General features: G+C 67.1%; 17 protein-coding genes, 1 pseudogene and 1 riboswitch. Of the genes and pseudogenes, 14 read left to right on the plus strand and 4 right to left on the minus strand.

The features are described from left to right. Window positions 1–2 precede the first annotated feature (2 nt). From ACFQDH_RS12185 to ACFQDH_RS12210, 6 genes and pseudogenes are all read left to right on the plus strand, one after another. Window positions 3–536, plus strand: a complete 534-nt coding sequence (locus ACFQDH_RS12185) for a GNAT family N-acetyltransferase (protein ID WP_382401633.1) — start codon at window positions 3–5, stop codon at window positions 534–536. After that, window positions 529–1,919 (plus strand): annotated as a pseudogene (locus ACFQDH_RS12190) (bifunctional folylpolyglutamate synthase/dihydrofolate synthase). Before ACFQDH_RS12185 ends, ACFQDH_RS12190 begins: the two are co-directional and overlap by 8 nt. Beyond that, window positions 1,916–2,326, plus strand: a complete 411-nt coding sequence (locus ACFQDH_RS12195; RefSeq protein ID WP_382401635.1) for a DUF4233 domain-containing protein — start codon at window positions 1,916–1,918, stop codon at window positions 2,324–2,326. Before ACFQDH_RS12190 ends, ACFQDH_RS12195 begins: the two are co-directional and overlap by 4 nt. After that, the gene (locus ACFQDH_RS12200) at window positions 2,323–3,162 is read left to right on the plus strand and encodes an undecaprenyl-diphosphate phosphatase (RefSeq protein WP_382401637.1); all 840 of its coding nucleotides are present in this window, start codon (window positions 2,323–2,325) and stop codon (window positions 3,160–3,162) included. Before ACFQDH_RS12195 ends, ACFQDH_RS12200 begins: the two co-directional genes overlap by 4 nt. A 49-nt stretch (window positions 3,163–3,211) precedes the next feature. Continuing rightward, window positions 3,212–3,628 (plus strand): nucleoside-diphosphate kinase, encoded by a 417-nt coding sequence (gene ndk, locus ACFQDH_RS12205; RefSeq protein WP_382401639.1) that lies wholly within the window; start codon window positions 3,212–3,214, stop codon window positions 3,626–3,628. 43 nt (window positions 3,629–3,671) lie between these two features. Next, window positions 3,672–3,803, plus strand: a riboswitch (cobalamin riboswitch). A gap of 72 nt (window positions 3,804–3,875) precedes the next feature. Further along, complete coding sequence (locus ACFQDH_RS12210; RefSeq protein WP_382401641.1) at window positions 3,876–5,144, plus strand: prenyltransferase/squalene oxidase repeat-containing protein; 1,269 nt, start codon at window positions 3,876–3,878, stop codon at window positions 5,142–5,144. Window positions 5,145–5,263: 119 nt separating this feature from the next. On the opposite strand, the gene ACFQDH_RS12215 is transcribed toward ACFQDH_RS12210, so the two are convergent. Then, window positions 5,264–5,845: a MarR family winged helix-turn-helix transcriptional regulator gene (locus ACFQDH_RS12215; RefSeq protein ID WP_382401643.1), complete on the minus strand. Its 582-nt coding sequence runs from the start codon at window positions 5,843–5,845 to the stop codon at window positions 5,264–5,266. Between the two features lie 190 nt (window positions 5,846–6,035). On the opposite strand from ACFQDH_RS12215, the gene rpsO reads away from it, so the two are divergent. From rpsO to ACFQDH_RS12240, 5 genes are all read left to right on the plus strand, one after another. Further along, window positions 6,036–6,305: a 30S ribosomal protein S15 gene (gene rpsO / locus ACFQDH_RS12220; protein ID WP_382401645.1), complete on the plus strand. Its 270-nt coding sequence runs from the start codon at window positions 6,036–6,038 to the stop codon at window positions 6,303–6,305. 175 nt (window positions 6,306–6,480) lie between these two features. Next, window positions 6,481–8,931 carry a polyribonucleotide nucleotidyltransferase gene (locus tag ACFQDH_RS12225; RefSeq protein ID WP_382401647.1) on the plus strand — a complete coding sequence of 817 codons (2,451 nt, stop codon included), beginning with the start codon at window positions 6,481–6,483 and terminating at the stop codon, window positions 8,929–8,931. 131 nt (window positions 8,932–9,062) lie between these two features. After that, window positions 9,063–10,013, plus strand: a complete 951-nt coding sequence (locus ACFQDH_RS12230; RefSeq protein ID WP_382401649.1) for a TRM11 family SAM-dependent methyltransferase — start codon at window positions 9,063–9,065, stop codon at window positions 10,011–10,013. Next, window positions 10,010–10,954, plus strand: coding sequence for an aminoglycoside phosphotransferase family protein (locus ACFQDH_RS12235; protein ID WP_382401651.1), 945 nt, complete (start codon window positions 10,010–10,012; stop codon window positions 10,952–10,954). The genes ACFQDH_RS12230 and ACFQDH_RS12235 overlap by 4 nt, the downstream gene beginning before the upstream one ends. Window positions 10,955–11,110: 156 nt before the next feature. After that, window positions 11,111–11,893, plus strand: coding sequence for a class I SAM-dependent methyltransferase (locus ACFQDH_RS12240; protein ID WP_382401653.1), 783 nt, complete (start codon window positions 11,111–11,113; stop codon window positions 11,891–11,893). On the opposite strand, the gene ACFQDH_RS12245 is transcribed toward ACFQDH_RS12240, so the two are convergent. Genes ACFQDH_RS12245 through ACFQDH_RS12255 form a run of 3 tightly spaced genes read right to left on the minus strand, consistent with a single transcriptional unit; the run spans window position 11,872 to window position 14,908 of the window. Next, a complete protein-coding gene (locus ACFQDH_RS12245) occupies window positions 11,872–13,059 on the minus strand; it encodes a lanthionine synthetase LanC family protein (protein WP_382401655.1) in 1,188 nt (395 codons plus the stop codon). The two genes, ACFQDH_RS12240 and ACFQDH_RS12245, sit on opposite strands and share 22 nt — an antisense overlap. Further along, a complete protein-coding gene (locus ACFQDH_RS12250) occupies window positions 13,056–13,718 on the minus strand; it encodes a response regulator (protein WP_382401657.1) in 663 nt (220 codons plus the stop codon). Before ACFQDH_RS12250 ends, ACFQDH_RS12245 begins: the two co-directional genes overlap by 4 nt. Further along, window positions 13,715–14,908: a sensor histidine kinase gene (locus ACFQDH_RS12255; RefSeq protein ID WP_382401659.1), complete on the minus strand. Its 1,194-nt coding sequence runs from the start codon at window positions 14,906–14,908 to the stop codon at window positions 13,715–13,717. Before ACFQDH_RS12255 ends, ACFQDH_RS12250 begins: the two co-directional genes overlap by 4 nt. Window positions 14,909–15,043: 135 nt before the next feature. Here ACFQDH_RS12255 and gdhA point away from each other — a divergent pair, with 135 nt between their 5' ends. The 3 genes from gdhA (at window position 15,044) to ACFQDH_RS12270 (ending at window position 18,315) form a co-directional block, all read left to right on the plus strand. Then, entirely contained in the window at window positions 15,044–16,363 is a 1,320-nt protein-coding gene (gdhA, locus tag ACFQDH_RS12260; protein WP_382404856.1) for an NADP-specific glutamate dehydrogenase, read from the plus strand. A 300-nt stretch (window positions 16,364–16,663) separates the two neighbouring features. Continuing rightward, on the plus strand, window positions 16,664–17,461 hold the full coding sequence (locus ACFQDH_RS12265) for an ATP-binding cassette domain-containing protein (protein ID WP_382404857.1): 798 nt from the start codon (window positions 16,664–16,666) through the stop codon (window positions 17,459–17,461). Continuing rightward, window positions 17,458–18,315 (plus strand): ABC transporter permease, encoded by an 858-nt coding sequence (locus ACFQDH_RS12270; RefSeq protein WP_382401661.1) that lies wholly within the window; start codon window positions 17,458–17,460, stop codon window positions 18,313–18,315. Before ACFQDH_RS12265 ends, ACFQDH_RS12270 begins: the two co-directional genes overlap by 4 nt. Window positions 18,316–18,318 lie beyond the last annotated feature (3 nt).

Consider the following 18,318-nt stretch of genomic DNA (forward strand, 5'->3'; position numbering starts at 1 on the left):
CGATGAAGGTGGCAAGCGGTGTGCTGCTGCGCGCAGCGACCGGTGACGACCTGCAGGGCGTGATCGAGGTCGGTCAGCAGACCTGGCCGGCCACCTACGGCCCGATCGCGGGCAAGGACTACGTCGCGATGGGCCTGGCCAAGTGGTGGACCGCCGACGCGACGATCCCCGCCATACGGGCCGGGCGGGTGACGGTCGCCGAGTATGACGGCGAGATCGTCGGTATGACGTCGGTCGGTCCGCTCGACGGCAAGCTCGCGCTCTGGAAGCTCTACGTGCTCCCGGAGTTCCACAGCGCCGGCATCGGCGGCATGCTGATGCGCGCTTCCATCGCCAAGGCCAAGGCCGACGGGTATGACGAGATGGTGCTGTCCTACCTGGACGGCAACGACAACGCGCGCGGCTTCTACGAGCACTACGGCTTCACCGAGACCGGACGCGAGAGCACCGGCGGCGGAGTGCCCGACTCGGTGTGGATCCACCTGCCACTCAGCAACCACCCGGGCGAGACAGTGTTGGATGGTCAGCATGCCTAGTGGTCGACCCGATGCAGCGCAGCGCGAAGCCGAGCGCAACCTGGCGATCCGCAAGCGTTTGAGGGAGGTCGAGGAGGCGATTCTGGCGCGGACACCCGAGTCCAGTCCGGAGCCGTCCCTGGAGCGCGTGCGCCGCATCATGGAGCTGCTCGGCGACCCGCAGCGGTCCTTCCCCGTGGTGCACCTGACCGGCACCAACGGCAAGACGACCACCACGCGCGCGATCGAGCGGATCCTGCGTGAGACCGGCCTCGCCACCGGGCGCTTCACCTCGCCGCACCTGCACAACGTCCGCGAGCGAATCGCCTTGAACGGCAAGCCGATCGACCCCGAGCGATTCATTGCGACATACGACGACGTGCTGCCCTACGTCGAGTTGATCGACAACGAAGCACGTGCGGCGGACGAGCCGACGACTACCTACTTCGAGATCCTCGTTGTGATGGCCTACGCGGCTTTCGCCGACGCACCGGTCGACGTGGCGATCGTCGAGGTCGGGCTCGGCGGCGAGTGGGACGCGACCAACGTCGCGGACGGCCAGGTCGCGGTGATCACTCCGGTCTCGCTGGACCACACCCGGCTGCTCGGCTCGACCGTCGAGGAGATCACGCTGGAGAAGCGCGGCATCATCAAGCCCGGTTCGATCACCGTGGTCGGCGTCCAGGACCCCGCCGTCGACGAGCTGATCGCCGAGCGCGTGGCTGAAGTGGGTGGCTCCGCGAAACGCGAGACCGTCGACTTCGAGGTCCTCGAGCGTGACCAGGCCGTCGGCGGCCAGCAGTTGACGGTTCAGGGGCTGTCAGCCGTTTACCCCGACCTCTACCTGCCGCTCTACGGCGAACACCAGGCACACAACGTGGTGACGGCGATTGCTGCAGCCGAGGCGTTCCTCGGGGAGGGGAGCGTGACCTGGACATCGATGTGCTGCGTGCCGCGCTCGCCGACCTGGACTCTCCCGGTCGGCTGGAGATCGTCCGGCGCTCGCCGACGGTGCTGGTCGACGCTGCGCACAACGCTTCCGGCGTGCGTGCCCTGCGTGACGCGATCAATGACTCGTTCACCTTCGCCAAGCTCGTGGGTGTGATCGCGATCTTCGCCGACAAAGATGCCGAGGACATGCTCTCGACTCTCGAGCAGGTGCTGGATCACGTTGTCATCACCCGGAATTCGTCACACCGCAGCATGCGTGCCGAAGTGCTGGGCCAGGTCGCGATCGACATCTTCGGTGAGGACCGGGTCGACATCGTGCCCGGCATGGCCGATGCGATCGACCGTGCCGCGGAGCTCGCGGACGAGGGTGGTGTCTCCGGGGGAGTGATCGCCACCGGCTCGATCACGACCGCCGCGGACGTCCGAGCCCTGCTCGGCGTCACCGACACATGAGCAACAGCAACACCGTGATCGGGAACGTCCTCGTCCACGGCGTCGGTGAGCGTATGACGCGCCGGTTCGCCGGCATGGTGGTCGGGTCGCAGACCCTGGTGGTCTTCCTCGGCGCGCTCGTCGCCTGGGCGATCGCCAAATCGCAGCACGACACGGCCCACACGTCATACCTCGTTGTCGGGTTGGTGCTGGCAGTCTTGTGTGTCGTCGCCGCCGGCACACTGCGTCGTCCCTGGGGTGTGACCCTCGGCTGGGCGGTGCAGTTCGCGACCGTCGTGGCCGGTGTCGTCCTACCGATGATGTTCGTTGTTGGTCTGATGTTTCTGGCCCTGTGGGTCACTGCCCTCGTCCAGGGCCGCAAAATGGACGCCTTGACCGCTCGCCACGAAGGAATCCCCGAGCAATGACCTGGATCGAAGCGATTGTCCTGGGGATCGTGCAGGGACTCACCGAGTTCCTGCCGATCTCGTCCTCCGCGCACCAACTCATCGTCGGCCGGCTCTTCTGGGACAACGACGGCGGCGGATCGGCGTTCACCGCAGTCAACCAGCTGGGCACCGAGACAGCGGTGATCGTCTACTTCTGGCGGGACATCGTCCGCATTCTCAAGCAGTGGGGGTTGTCGGTCGCCGGCAAGGTGCCGAAGTCCGAGCCCGACGCCCGAATGGGCTGGCTGGTCATCGTCGGCACGATCCCGATCGGCATCCTCGGCCTGGTGTTCAAGGGTTTCATCGAGGGACCGCTGCGCAACCTGTGGGTGACCGCGAGCATGCTGCTGATCTTCGCCATCGTCATCGCCGTGGCTGATGCGACGGTCGACCACGACCCCGACGCCGAGAACCGCAAGACTCTGGAAGACCTCAGCGTCAAGGACGGCATCCGGTTCGGACTCTGGCAGGCGCTCGCGCTGATACCCGGCGTATCGCGTTCCGGCGGAACGATTTCCGGTGGTCTCTTCATGGGCTACACGCGCAGTGCTGCGGCGCGATACTCGTTCTTGCTCGCCATACCTGCGGTGCTCGTGTCCGGGTTGTTCGAGCTGAAGGACCTGCACGGCAGCGGCGGTGACGGGTGGGGTCAGATCATCGTCGCGACGGTGCTCGCGTTCGTCGTCGGGTATGCCGTGGTCGCGTGGTTCATGCGCTATATCTCCCACCACAACTTCCGGCCGTTCGTCTACTACAGGATCGCGCTGGCCGTCTTCGTCTTCGGGCTGCTCGTGCTCGGCAAGGTTGCTGCCTAAGGAAACCCCAGGGGTTTCGCCATACGACCCGTCCGATTGAATGTGAGTCATGGAACGCACCCTCGTCATCGTCAAGCCCGATGGATTCGCCCGTGGCCTCACCGGCGAGGTCCTGCGCCGGATCGAGGCGAAGGGCTACGTCCTCGACACGTTGCAGATCATGACTCCCGATCGGGATCGGCTGGCACGGCACTACGCCGAGCACGAGGGCAAGCCCTTCTACCAGCCGCTCGTCGACTTCATGGCCAGTGGCCCGGCGACCTTCGCGATCGTGACCGGGCAGCGGGTCATCGAAGGTTTCCGTGCGATCGCCGGAGCGACCGACCCGTCGGCCGCAGCGCCGGGCAGCATCCGCGGCGATCTCGGGCGCGACTGGGGCCTGGCCGTGCAGCAGAACATCGTGCACGGCTCGGACTCGCCCGAGTCCGCCGAGCGCGAGATCGGCATCTGGTTCCCCCAAGCCTGATTGCTTGTTCGGGCCGTCCTTCGGACGGGCAGCAGGCTGACGGTAAGCTCCGCACCGGACGCGATTTACTGCAGGGGAAGCCGGTGCGAATCCGGCGCTGACCCGCAACCGTGTGCCGACCGGGCGCCATACCCGGGAAGCGAGCCGGAGCACCTGCGCGTCCACCGGCGATCTCGTCGCGGCCCCGCGAGATCGGTTCCGGCTGATACTTCTGCGGGTCGCGACATCTCGCGGAAGGCAACACTTCATGACCACAACTCTTCGCGCCCGTGCGGGTCTCACGGGCATCTTCGCCCTGGCCTGCGCCGGTCTGACCGGCATCGCAGTGGCCGCTCCGGCAAGCGCCGCCACACCCGATGCGTCCACTGGCGCGCACTTCCTGGCGTCCGAGCTGGCGGCTGGCGGCGACCACTTCTCGGTCAGCTCCGGCGGCACCAACTACGCCGACTACGGCCTGACGATCGACGGCATCCTCGGTCTCGACGCGGCACAGACCGGTCAGGCCGAAGCGCAGCGCGCGGCGTCATACATCACCAAGAACGCCGCGGCATACAACACCTACGGCCAGGACGTGTATGCCGGTGCGACTGCCAAGTTGCTGGTCTTCGCTCAGGCGCAGGGCCTGCCGACCGGTGGCTACCTCAGCCAGCTGAAGTCGCTGGAGCAGACGACCGGGCAGTTCAAGGACAAGTCGGCGTATGGCGACTACTCCAACACCATCGGCCAGTCGCTGGCGATCGTCGGTCTGGCGCGCGCCGGACAGTCCGATGCCAAGGCAGTTGACTTCCTGCTCAAGCAGCAGTGCAACGACGGCGGATTCCGGATGACGTTCGCCGACACGCAGTGCACCACCACCGCCGGCGACACCGACGCGACCTCGTTGGCCGTGCAGGCGCTGAGCGCCGCGGGCGGTCACGACGCCGCGGTCACCAAGGCCGTCAATTTCATCGCCGGCGAGCAGCAGTCGAACGGTGGTGTGGTGGAGCCGGCCGCGCAGGCCGCACCGAACACCAACAGCACCGGGCTGGCCGCGGTCGCCTTCGCCCTGACGGGCAAGACCGCAGAGGCAGCCAAGGCGAAGGCCTTCGTCGCCGGCCTGCAGTTCGGTTGCACTTCCCCGGCTGCGTTGCGCGGCGGATTCGCCTTCGACCAGAAGTCGTTCGACGCGCTGCGGGCCAAGGGCAGCAAGGCGACGGTCAGCGACAAGGAACATCGCGCGACGACGCAGGCGGTCCTCGCGCTGGTCCAGCAGCCGTACCTGAAGATCAGCGCCGGTGGTTCGGCGACGGCGCCGGCGCTGTCGTGCGCGACGTCCAGCCCGACCACGTCGGCAACCAGCACCGCGAGCTCAACGTCGGTCAGCGCCACGTCGACGACGACCGGCCCACCGATCATCACCGACGGCTCGCAGACAGGTGGCGGCAACGCGGGCGTGCTCTTCGCGGGCGCTGCCGTCCTGGGTGGCGCCGCACTGGCCGGCACCGGCCTCCGTCGCCGGTTGCGTTCGCGCGACTGACACAACAACCTCACCGAGAGGACAGCCGAATGCCGAGGGGACAGGCAATTCGGGCGAATTCGCCCGGAATTGCCTGTCCCCTCGATGCATCGCCTGTCCTCTCGGCGAAATGGGTCGCGTCAGTCGAGGTCGTCGTCGAGGCCGGCGATCGCCAGCTCGAGAAGTTGGGCGAGCTTGTCGCGCTGGCCGACGGGCACATGCGACAACACGTCGGACTCCACCATGTCGGACTCCCGGATCACCTGGCGGAACATCTCCCAACCGTCGCGGGTGAGGTGCACGAGGATCCGGGTGCGGTTGTCGGGATCGGGCTCGCGCTCGATGAGTCCGCGTTCGGCCATCCGATCCAACCGGTGGGTCATCGACGACGGGGCAACCGCGGCCGTGTCGGCCAGCTGCGACGGCGTCGAGATGTGGTCCTCGGCCTCGGCCGCGAGGTGCCGGATGACGGCCCACTCGCCGGGGGACAGATCGAGGTCCGACAGGTTCTGGGTGTACCACTGCGACAGGCGGCGGTGCAGGCCGTGCACCGCGGTCACGACACGCTGCACCTGCTCGTTCCCACCGGCTTCGACATACGCTGCGACCTCGGCCTCGTAGCGGCTTCGCTCGGTCTTCCCGGGCTGATTCTGGGCACGGCCCTCCTTCGTCGGGCCCGGCCCTTCAGCTGAAGCTTTCGGTCGCTCGCTGCGCTCGCTCATGATGATCAATTAGAACGTATGACGGTGGCGCACTCCGCACGGCTTGCGGCCGGCACTCTTCGATTAGGGGCGCACGCTCAGATCCTGATAACCTTGCAGCGCCGTGAAACCGGCCGCGGACAAAGAGCGCCCCTGGTGGACATGCCCAGGAGCACCGCGCAATCAAGAGACGAACGGAGATCGCCCACTCATGCCGCTGGACACCGCCACCAAGGCGCAGATCATGACCGACTACGCGACCAAAGAGGGCGACACCGGTTCGCCCGAGGTGCAGATCGCGATGCTGACGCAGCGCATCACCGACCTCACCGAGCACGCCCGTCAGCACCCGCACGACCACCACAGCCGGCGCGGCCTGCTGCTCCTGGTCGGTAAGCGCAAGCGCATGCTGCGTTACCTCGAGGACGTTGACATCGAGCGCTACCGCGCACTGATCAAGCGACTGGGTCTGCGTCGCTGACCAATCACACTTACGACCGCAAGGCGGCTACCACCGGTAGCCGCCTTGTTGGCGTAGGCGGGTGCTGCCCGCCGGCCCGACAAGGATGCGGCCGACCCGCGGCATACACCCCGTAATGAAGAAGAGCACCACGCACAACGACGATGCGTGGTCCGTAAAAGAACAGGAGGGCCCAATGGAGGGTCCAGAGATCACTTTCGCCGAAGCCGTTATCGACAACGGCAAGTTCGGCACCCGCACGGTTCGATTCGAAACCGGGCGGCTGGCCAAGCAGGCAGCCGGTGCGGTCGTCGCCTACCTGGACGACGAGACGACACTGCTGTCCACCACGGCCGCGGGCAAGCAGCCCAAAGACCATTTCGACTTCTTCCCGCTCACAGTGGACGTCGAGGAGCGGATGTATGCCGCGGGCAAGATCCCGGGCAGCTTCTTCCGTCGCGAAGGTCGCCCGTCGACCGACGCGATCCTCACCTGCCGGCTGATCGACCGCCCGCTGCGTCCTGCCTTCGTCAAGGGCCTGCGCAACGAGGTCCAGGTCGTCATCACCGTCCTCGCGCAGAACCCCGACCACCAGTACGACGTGCTGGCGATCAACGCCGCTTCGGCGTCGACGCAGATCTCGGGTCTGCCGTTCTCCGGTCCGATCGGTGCCACTCGTGTGTCGCTGATCGACGGCCAGTGGGTCGCGTTCCCGACATACTCCGACCAGGCCAACTCCGTCTTCGACATGGTCGTTGCCGGCCGTGTCGCCGGAGATGACGTTGCGATCATGATGGTCGAGGCTGAGTCCAACGAAGCCACCTGGGACCTGGTCAAGAACCAGGGCAAGCAGGCTCCGACCGAGGAGATCGTCGCTCAGGGCCTGGAGGCCGCCAAGTCCTTCATCCGCGTCCTGTGCGAGGCACAGAACAAGGTTGCCGAGAAGGCCGCCAAGCCGGTGCAGGAGTTCCCGCTCTTCCTCGACTACGAGGACGACAGCTACGGCGCCGTCGAGTCGGCTTCGACCGAGAAGCTGCGCGGCCTGCTGTCCATCGCGGACAAGCAGGACCGTGAGTCGCAGCTGGACGCCTACAAGGAGGAGCTCAAGTCTGAGCTCGCAGGCGAGGGCAAGCCGTTCGAGGGCCGCGAGAAGGAAATCTCCGCGGCATACCGCGCCGTCCAGAAGAAGCTCGTGCGCGAGCGCATTCTGCGCGAGAAGGTGCGCATCGACGGTCGTGGGCTCGCGGACATCCGCGCGCTGTCGGCCGAGGTCGAGGTGCTCCCGCGGGTGCACGGTTCGGCGCTGTTCGAGCGCGGCGAGACCCAGATCATGGGCGTCACCACGCTGAACATGCTGCGTATGGAGCAGCAGCTGGACACGTTGTCGCCGGTGTCGCGCAAGCGCTACATGCACAACTACAACTTCCCGCCCTACTCCACCGGCGAGACCGGCCGCGTCGGTTCGCCGAAGCGCCGCGAGATCGGCCACGGAGCGCTCGCCGAGCGTGCGCTGATGCCGGTCTTGCCGACGCGTGAGGAGTTCCCCTACGCGATCCGTCAGGTCTCGGAAGCGTTGAGCTCCAACGGTTCCACGTCGATGGGCTCGGTCTGCGCGTCGACCCTGGCGCTGCTGAACGCCGGTGTGCCGCTGCGCGCTCCGGTCGCCGGCATCGCGATGGGTCTGGTGTCGGCCGAGGTCGACGGCAAGACCGAGTTCGCCGCAATGACCGACATCCTGGGAGCCGAGGACGCCTTCGGCGACATGGACTTCAAGGTCGCCGGCACGCGTGAGTTCGTCACTGCCATCCAGCTGGACACCAAGCTCGCCGGCATCCCCGCCGACGTGCTGGCCGGTGCGCTGACCCAGGCTCGCGACGCGCGCCTGCACATCCTGGACGTGATGCACGAGGCGATCGACGCTCCTGACGAGATGTCGCCCTTCGCCCCGCGCGTCATCGCGGTGAAGATCCCGGTCGACAAGATCGGTGAGGTCATCGGCCCGAAGGGCAAGATGATCAACCAGATCCAGGAGGACACCGGCGCCGACCTGTCCATCGAGGACGACGGCACCGTCTACATCGGTGCGACCGATGGTCCCTCCGCCGAGGCTGCGCGCGCCGCGGTCAACGCGATCGCCAACCCGCAGATGCCCGAGATCGGCGAGCGCTTCCTGGGGACCGTCGTGAAGACGACGACCTTCGGTGCGTTCGTGTCGCTGCTGCCCGGCAAGGACGGCCTGCTGCACATCTCCGAGGTGCGAAAGCTGGTCGGTGGCAAGCGGATCGACGCCGTCGAGGACGTGCTGAAGATCGGTCAGAAGGTGCAGGTCGAGCTCAAGGAGATCGACCCGCGCGGCAAGCTGTCGTTGGCCGTCGTTGAGAACAACACCAACGACGCCGACGCTTCGGACGACACTGTGGACGCTCCGGCGGACGTTGCTCCGGTGGCGGACGCCCCGGTCGTCGACGACGCACCGCCTGCGGACGCACCTACCGCTGACGCACCGGCTGCCGACTCGTCGTCCGACGACGACTCGGACCGTGAGCCGCGCAAGCGCAACCGCCGTCGTGGCGGTCGCGGTCGCGGCAAGGACAGCTCCGAAGCGGGCGAAGGTTCGGCTGACGCTGAGCCGGTCGCGCAGGACTGATCCACTGGGTTAAGCCATAACAACGGCCCGGTCACACTTCGGTGTGGCCGGGCCGTTCTGGCGTTGCGCGCGTTTGGCATGGCCGGGGGCACGACGGCGGTACCGCAGGTGACCGCCTACGCTGCATCGGTATGACGACCCCGCTGCTGCTGATCTGTCCGGTGGGGCTGGAGGACCTCGTCCGGGGTGACCTGCGTGACCAGCACGGTGTGGTGTCGCAACTTACCGGTGCCGGCCAGATCACAGTGGATGACCCTCTGTCAGTCGATCTCGTCGGACCGATGGTGGAGCGCGTGCAAGTGCCGCTCGACGGCGACGAATCGATATCGCGGGCCGCCGAGTTGATCGGTGTCACGCGTCCGGCCTTTCGAGTGCAGGCTCAGGATGCGCTGACCCGGGCCGACTGGATCGCTCGGGTCGAATCACGCGGCTGGGTCAACGATCCCGCTGACTGGGCGCTCAACATCGACGTCGATGCCGGCGCGATCGACCTGGGGCCGTGGCACTGGTCGCGGCGGATCGGACAGTTGCGCAGACTCCCGGCGACGACTCCTGGCCCGGTTGCAGCAGGACTGCTGCGTATGGCGAAACTGCGCGACGGTGACCGGCTGCTCGACCCCTGCGCAGGTGTCGGCACGGTGCCGATCGTCGACGCGCTGCTGCGTGGGGGACCGGCATACAGCATCGAGCGGGACCCGGAAGCCACCAGGCTCGCCGCGCAGAATGCCGCGAATCTCTCGGTGCAGCAGTCGGTTTCAGTGCTCGAGGCTGACGCGACCGACCTACCCTTCGACGATGGCAGCATGGATCGCGTTGTCAGCGATCTACCGTTCGGCAAGCGCATCGGCAGCAATGAGCTCAACAAGACGCTCTACCCGGCGATCCTGCGCGAGATCGAGCGCGTGCTGACCGCGGATGGGCGTTGCGTGTTGTTGTCCGACGACAAGCGCGTGTTCGCCGAATCCGTCGCGCACGCAAGGGGTTTGAAGGTCTCAGGGGAGCGGGTCGTTCGCTACAACGGCGTGACGCCCACGGCATACATTGTGCGGCGGAGCCGGCGGCCGAAGAGGAAGCGGTCATGAGCCGGCACCAGCACGCGCGCGGCGTCCGGCTGGGTTTCGCCGAGGCACCGGATCGCGTCCGCGCGTGGGCCGGACAGCAGATCGGCGGCGAGATTGTCTCGGTGATCGACTGCGTCGGAGGTATGTCGCCCGGGCCTGCCGCGCGCATTCGATCCGCCTCGGGTGCAACGGCTTTCGTCAAGGCGTGCGGTCCCGAGCTCAACCCGATCACGCCGGAACTGCTCCGCGACGAGGCACGGATCCTCGCGGCGCTGCCGGGCCACCCGAGCCTGCCCAGGCTGCTGGATGTGTATGACGACGGGGAATGGGTCGCGCTGCTCATCGAGGACCTGCCTGGTGCCGTGCCCGACGTGCCGTGGTCGGCCGACAACCTTCGACGTGCGAGCGGCGTGCTGTCGGCAGTGCGTCCGGTGCTCGACGAGGTCGCATCGGAGTGGGTGCCGTTAGCGACCGAGAGCGCACCGATCTTGACCGACGGTTGGAAGCTGCTTGCTGATCGACTTGATCAGGTCGATCCCTGGTGGGCCAAGCACCATGACCAGCTGGCCGGGTATGCCGAGCGGGCCGCCACTCTGATCGACGGAAAAGCGTTGCTGCACTGGGACGTTCGGGCGGACAACCTGATCTTCGGCACCGACCGGGACGTCGTCATCGACTGGGGGCAGGTGCGACGCGGGGCGCCGTGGATGGACCACGCGATGCTCGCGATGGACTGCGCGATGAGCGGCAGCGAGCTGTCAGCCGCGACCTTCTTCGCGCAGGAGCCTGCACTGGCCGAGCGGGACCCATCCGATCTGACGTCGTTGATGGCGGCAGCTGCGATGACCTTTGCAGCACGATCGATGGACGATCCACCACCCGGTCTGCCCACGATCCCGGCGACGCGAGCGCGCTGGGCCGAGAACCTCCGTCTGGAGCTGGAGCTGGAGCTGGCCCTCTGACCGAGAGGAGTACGGACTGACCGAGGAGTGCGGATTTCGCCTTAATCTGTACTCCTCTCGATCGGTTGATACTCCTCTCGGTCATGGGCGTGTGGGTCTCCGACGAACTCAAGTGCGGCGCTGTTCGTTGAGTCGGCAGTCGATCGAGGAGGTCGTATGCCGCAACCGTCCGCACACCGGGCCGACACGTTCCTGCTTCCAGGAGTGGCCGAGGCGTATCGCGCCCGGCCGCCATACCCGCCGGAAGTGATCGACCGGCTCATCGACCTCGCGGGCGGCGGGCGGGTGCTGGATCTCGGCGCCGGCGAAGGGTCGATCGCGCGTCGGCTTGTCGGTCGGGTCTCCTCGGTCGTGGCGGTTGAGCGGTCGGCTCCGATGATCGAGGTCGGCCGCGCGCTGCCTGGTGGCACGGATGTCACCTGGCACTGCGAGGCGGCTGAAACCTTCACTGCGCCAGGACCTTTCGACCTTGCGGTGGTGGGCGAGGCGATGCACTGGTTCGATCTCCCCGCAGTCATGATCCGACTCCACGACGTGCTGCGCGAGGGCCGACCACTGGCGCTGGTGGATCGGTCGGTACGCCACGCTCGGATGCCCGAAGTCGTCGAGGTCATCAAACGTTTCTCCCGAGCCATCGACTACGACCCGACATACGACGTGGCCGACGACCTGACGGATCGCGGCCTGTGGGTGCGGGTGGGCGAAGTGGTGCCGACGGTGACGCTGGTCCGGCAGAGCTCGCAGGCGTACTTGGAGTCGCTGCACTCCACTTCCAGCCTGGCGCGTGCGTTGATGACACCGGAGGAGAACGCAGCTTTTGACGCGGCCGTGCTGGAGACCCTGCGTCCGATCACTGACTCCGACGGCATGCTGACGCTCGACGTGACAGCCCGCCTCGTCTGGGGTTCGGTCCGGTCTCAGTCCGTCGAAAATGCTTGACCAGCAACGGCTTTCTGATCCGGCCACTCGATGGCGTAACCGGGACGGTCGCCACGTCGGAGCCGCACGTAGCGCAGCAGCTCGCGCAATATGCCGGCGTTGCCCATCGCCCAACCCGGCAGTGGTGCCAGCTCCGGAGGGTCAGCGCGTTGCTCGTAGTTGGACCAACGCGCGCCGGCGTCGTCGACGGTCGCTCGCGTGAGCAGATCAGCCACGAGCAGGTCGGCGAAGGCGAAGTCGTCACCGCGTTCGACGATGCGATCACATGCGGTCGCGAGCACTCCCGCCGTCCCACAGCAATGTCCGTTGTTGTCCCAGAAGCCCGGTTGCAGCCGCGACGGCAGGCCCGAGCCGACAACGGTCGTCCAACAGCGGTCCTGCAGGGCGCCCCAGCGCTCGTCCCCGGTGACCTGTGACAGCAGCCGGAAGAGCTGCGCATCGCCGGCCGGTCCGTTGCACCAGCCGTAGCTGTAGCGCTCGATGATGTCCGGGCGATGCGGCGGATCAGAGTGCGGCACAAGGAAATCCGCCGCGCTGGCCGTGTTGCGCGAGACCACGTCATCGGCGCCCAGCACAGCCAGGTCCATCAGGTCGGAGCGACCAGACGCGCTTCCGACGGTCGCCAGCGCGAAGGCGATGCCGAGCGTGCCGTGCGCCATGTGGTGCGACCGCGGCTGAGTCGGCCGCACAGCCCAGTTGACGCCGTGCGGAGTGCGGTCGGCCTTCTCGACATACGGGAGCACAGCTTGTATGGCGAGATCGACGTCTCCAGCGTGCAGCGCTCCGAGGCCGATGCCGGCGTTGCCCATGAGCAGCTCGAACATGGTGTTCCAGCGCACGCCGTCGAACTTGTCCCGGACGCGGCGGAGCGCCTGATCCGCTGCTCCGTGGCGGCCCAGTTGGTGCAGGCAGAACGCCATACCGGCCAGGCCGAAGTAGAGCGACGCGTCGTCGACGTGGTCGACCTGCGCCGACAGGATGTCGAGTCCACGGTCGATCGCTGCGCCATACCGATCATCACCGAAGTGGGCGTGGGCCTCGTGCAGCCCGAGCACGATGCCCGAAAGTCCGTGGTAGAGCGAGGGATCCGCGGCATCCCAGTTGCTCTCATCGAGCAACCAGTCGGCCGCCGACCTGGCGACGGCCTCGACGTCGTCAGTGTTCACACCAGGTCCAGCTCGAGTGCGCGCAGGACAGCGCGGGTGCGGTCACGAACGCCGAGCTTGGCCAGCACGGTCGACACGTGGTTCTTGACGGTGCCGGGAGCCAGATGCATCGCGGACGCGATCTCCTTGTTGGAGAATCCACCGACCAGCATGCGCAGCACCTCACGCTCCCGGGTCGTGAGCTCGATGTGGACCGGCAGGTCGGCTGGGGCAGCGACGGGACCGGGCGTGCCGAGCCGATCCAGTAGCCGCTGGGTCACTGAGGACGCGACCATGGAGCCGCCGGACGCGACGGTCTCGACCGCAACGATCAGATCGTCCAGCGAGACGTCCTTGAGCAGGTAACCGCGCGCGCCGGCGCGCAGCGCCTGCAGCACCTGCTCGTCGTCCTGGAAGGTCGTCAGCACCAGGCACGGCGGGGGATCGGTGCGTTGTGCCAGCTCGTGCAGCACCGCGATGCCGTCGAGCACGGGCATCCGCAGGTCCAGAAGTATGACGTCAGGTCGCTCGATCTCCAGGGCTTCCAAGGCTTTCCGCCCGTCGGACGCGGCGCCGATGACGTCGACGCGACCACTCAGTCGCAGCAGCCCGACAATGCCGTCGCGCACGATCGTCTGGTCGTCCACGACCAGCACCCGGATCGGGTCTGCTGCCGTCATACCTGCTCCTTGACCGTTGTGTCGTCGACCGGGTTCTCGACACACAGTGGCGCCGACGCCTGGACGACGAAGCCTCCGTTGGCGGAGCCGCGCCATACAACCGAACCGCCCAGAGCGGCGAAACGCTCTCGCATGCCACGCAATCCGTTGCCCTCCACGGCAGCGGCGGCGCCGCGGCCATTGTCGCGCACCACCACCGACAGGGTGCCGTCCGCGGCCTCCAACGCGACCCATGCCTGACTGGCGCAGCCGTGGCGGGCCGCGTTGGTCAGCGATTCCTGGACGAGCCGCACACTTGCATGTCGAAGGGCCGTTGGCGCCCGCTCAAGCACGGCGTCGTCGGTCAGCTCGACCTGCATGCCCGGCCAACCGTCGGCCAGTGCGCGGAGTGAGGTGGCCTCTGCCGGGGCGCCATCCCGCAGCTCACTGACCACGCTGCGGACCTGCTCCAACAGCTCCTTGCCGGTGCGGTGTGCGCTGTCCAAGTAGTGCTGGGCCTCTGCGGGTGGCAGGTGGCGAGCGGCTTCGAGGGTCAGGGTGAGGCCGGTCAGCTGATGGCCGACGACGTCGTGCAACTCGCGCGCGATCCGCAGCCGCTCCTCGGTGGCGCTGTGCTCGCGAAGCTTTGCTTGTGCCTCTCTGAGAGCCTGATTGGCCTGCTCGGCCTCGTCACGGGCGCGCTCGGACTTGTCGCGCTCCCGCTGGATGACCAACGTCTGCTCGACGCCGACGAGCACGAACGCCTCGACGACGAGGGTCAGCACGGCATACCAGGTGCACGCCAGTACAGACGCCTGACCGTTGACCAGCGCCATCAGCACAGTGCTCGCCGGCAGCAGCACCAGGGTGGTCGCCACGGACACGCGAAGCGGCACGAAGTTTGCCCAGACGGCCGTCGTCACGGCGAGCAACATGAGGCTGAAGCCGTAGGTCGAGCCGAGCGCAGCACCCAGATAGGACACGACGACGAACATCCCGACGATCAGGTAGGTCCTGGGATTGCGGGGGAATCTGATGGGCGTGCCGGCGATCAGGATGAAGATCCCGGCGATCAGCGCGACACATGCCCAGTAGACGATCCGGAACGGCGTCGGCAGGTCCGGCAGGCCACCCAGGAAGAGCGGCGCCGCCGTGAAGATCGCAATGGCGATGAAGCCATTGACGAATTGCAGGCGTTCGATCGGTCGCACACCTCGACGATAGAGCGCGCCGGCCGGCCCGAGACCTGCCGAAGGTCATGGACAATAGGTGGACACCGATAACACGCGAAGTTGAAAGTCCCTAGGGTGCCGCCCGTGAGTACCCTGCACCCCACTTTCCGACCGATGTTCGACGACGTGCTCGCCCGGAACCCGGGCGAGGCCGAGTTCCAGCAAGCCGTGCACGAGGTGATGGAGAGCCTCACGCCGCTCGCGGACAACCACTCCGGCTACACCCAGTGGTCGATCCTGCAGCGAATCTGCGAGCCGGAGCGCCAGGTCATCTTCCGCGTGCCGTGGGTCGACGACAGTGGGGAGGTGCGCGTCAACCGGGGCTTCCGCGTCGAGTTCAACTCCGCGCTCGGCCCCTACAAGGGCGGGCTGCGATTCCACCCGAGCGTCAACCTGTCGATCGTGAAGTTCCTTGGCTTCGAGCAGGTCTTCAAGAACGCCCTCACCGGTATGCCGATCGGTGGTGGCAAAGGCGGCTCCGACTTCGACCCCAAGGGCCGCAGCGACGCCGAGGTCATGCGCTTCTGCCAGTCCTTCATGACCGAGCTCTACCGCCACATCGGCGAATACACCGATGTGCCGGCCGGCGACATCGGTGTCGGAGGCCGCGAGATCGGCTACCTGTTCGGGCAGTACAAGCGGATCACCAACCGCTACGAGTCCGGCGTGCTGACCGGTAAGGGTTTGTCCTGGGGCGGTTCGCAGGTACGCACTGAGGCCACCGGCTACGGCACGGTGTTCTTCGCGCAGGAGATGCTAGCCGCCAAGGGGACCTCGCTGGACGGTATGTCGGTCGTCGTCTCCGGCACCGGCAACGTCGCCCTCTATGCCGTCGAGAAGGTGCACCAACTGGGCGGCAAGGTCATCGCCGTCTCCGACTCCAGCGGGTATGTCGTCGACGAACAGGGCGTCGACCTCGAGGTGCTGCAGGAGATCAAGGAAGTGCGTCGTGGCCGGGTCTCGGAGTATGTCGACCAGGTCGGCGACCGGGCGCGGTTCGTTTCTGACGGATCGATCTGGGAGGTTCCGTGCCAGGTCGCGCTGCCGTGCGCGACCCAGAACGAACTCGACGAGACTGACGCGAAGACGTTGGTGGCAAACGGGGTTCGCTTGGTCGCCGAAGGCGCGAACATGCCGACGACTCCTGCTGCCGCAGCCATCTTGCGTGATGCGGGAGTGCTCTTCGCGCCGGGCAAGGCCGCCAACGCAGGCGGCGTTGCGACCAGCGCGCTGGAGATGCAGCAGAACGCCAGCCGCGACTCCTGGAGCTTCGCGCGAACCGAGGAACGGCTGCACGAGATCATGCGCGACATCCACGACACCTGTGTCACGCAAGCTGAGGCGGTCGGTCACCCGGGCGACTACGTGATCGGCGCCAACCTCGCGGCATACATCAAGGTGGCCGATGCGATGGTCGCCCAAGGCGTCATCTGATCGGCACCCCTCTGTGCCGAGAGGACACCCGTTTGCCGAGAGGACAGGCGATTTGGGCCGAATTCGGCCCAAATCGCGTGTCCTCTCGGTCATCGCGTGTCCTCTCGGTATGGGGGTGGTGCGGGGGTATGGGGTGCCGAAGGTCATGGGTCACGGTCATGCCGCCTGACACTGCTGGCGGCATCCGGGCTGCGGCACTGTCGGTGGCATGGAAGAAATCGCCCGATTCACCGACGTCACGCGTTCCTTCCGCGGGACGATCGCCGTGGATTCCGTTGACCTGACTTTGTATCCGGGGAGATCGTCGCCCTCCTCGGCCCGAACGGTGCCGGGAAGTCGACGCTGCTGGACATGCTGCTCGGCCTGCGCGATCCCAGCTCAGGCACGGTCCGAGCGTTCGGTATGCCGCCGACCGCTCGCCGCGCTCGCGCCCGGATGGGCGCCATGCTGCAGGAGACCACCGGCCCGCCGGGGCTCACCGTCGCCGAGACCGTGCGGCTGACCCAGCATCTCTACCCCCGCACGACCCCGATCGGCGAACTGCTGGCGCTGGTCGAGCTGACCGAGAAGGCGGACCGCCGGGTCGGAGAGCTGTCCGGCGGTGAGCGGCAACGACTTTCGCTCGCCCTCGCGCTGGCCGGCGCCCCCGAGTTGCTCGTGCTCGACGAACCCACCGCAGCTCTGGACGTGGCGGGTCGCCGCCGGCTGCTGCAGGCGATCCGCGAATTGGCGGTGCAGGACCGCTCGATCGTGCTGGCCACCCATGACCTGCGCGAGGCGCAGGAGGTGGCCGACCGCGTCGTGGTGTTGCATCACGGGCGCAAGATCGCCGATGCGTCGACGCAGGAGATCGTGCGCCGAGTAGGCGTCAGCAAGGTGCACTTGACCACAGACGCCTCGGTCGTATGGATCGCGAATTTCCCTGGCGTCACAGAAGTTTCGGTGTTGCGGGACAGGCGGATCGAGCTATTGAGCGCTGACCCCGAAGGGCTGCTCGGTGCTCTCTTCGCCGCCGGGCATCAGGTTCGGGACCTCACCGTGACCGATGCCGACCTGGAGTCCGCATTCCTCACCCTCACCCAGGAGGACGCAGCATGAGCACCCCGACAAGCGAGACCTCGACACGTCCTCGTTCCTCGGACGGCTTTAACGAACCTCGTATGCCGCTCGGTTGCTCCGCCGCCTTCGCGATCTTCCGGGCCGAGTGGCGCGGTGGCTGGCGGAGCGGCTGGTTCATCGCGCTGGTGACCATGCCGATGCTGCTCTTCGTGCTCTTCGGCACGACACTGCACGGTGACCTCGACGGCGGCCTCGCCGTCGCTGCGATGCTGATGGCGTCGTTCACCTGTTTCGGTGTCGTGAATCTGTCGATCTTCGCGGTCGGGGTCGCCGCCGCCGAGCAGCGGGGGATGGGCTGGATCCGCCGGCTCCGCGCCTCCGCGATGCCACTGTGGTCCTTCTTCGCTGGGAAGGTGATGCTCGGGCTTGCCGCTGCGACAGCGGTTTTGGCTGGCAACGCCGCCATTGCAGGATTCGTCGGAGCCGGCGTGCCGTTCACGCACCTACTGCGCCTGTGGGTCGTCATCCTCTTCGGCACGGTGTGCCTCGCGCCGTTCGGCTTCGCACTCGCCTACTGGGTCCGGCCGGGCGCAGCCGGCGTGATCGGCAACCTCATCTTCCTGCCGTTGTCCTACACGTCCGGGTTCATGACGCCGGTGGATGCACTGCCCGGCCCGATCGCGGCGCTCTCGGCATACCTGCCGACTTCGCACTGGGGCAATCTCGCCTGGGGCGCGATCGCGACGCCAGGGCAGGCCGCCGACTTCGGTGTCCGGACCCCGGGCCGGCCGTTGCTCGACATCGGCGTCGTCCTGGCCTGGGCCATGGCGGCATCAGTCGTCGCCGCCCTCGGCTGGCGCCGGGATCGCAGCAGGGACCGCATCCGCGGCTGAACG

The organism is Flexivirga alba, assembly GCF_042661025.1.
GTDB lineage: Bacteria > Actinomycetota > Actinomycetes > Actinomycetales > Dermatophilaceae > Flexivirga > Flexivirga alba.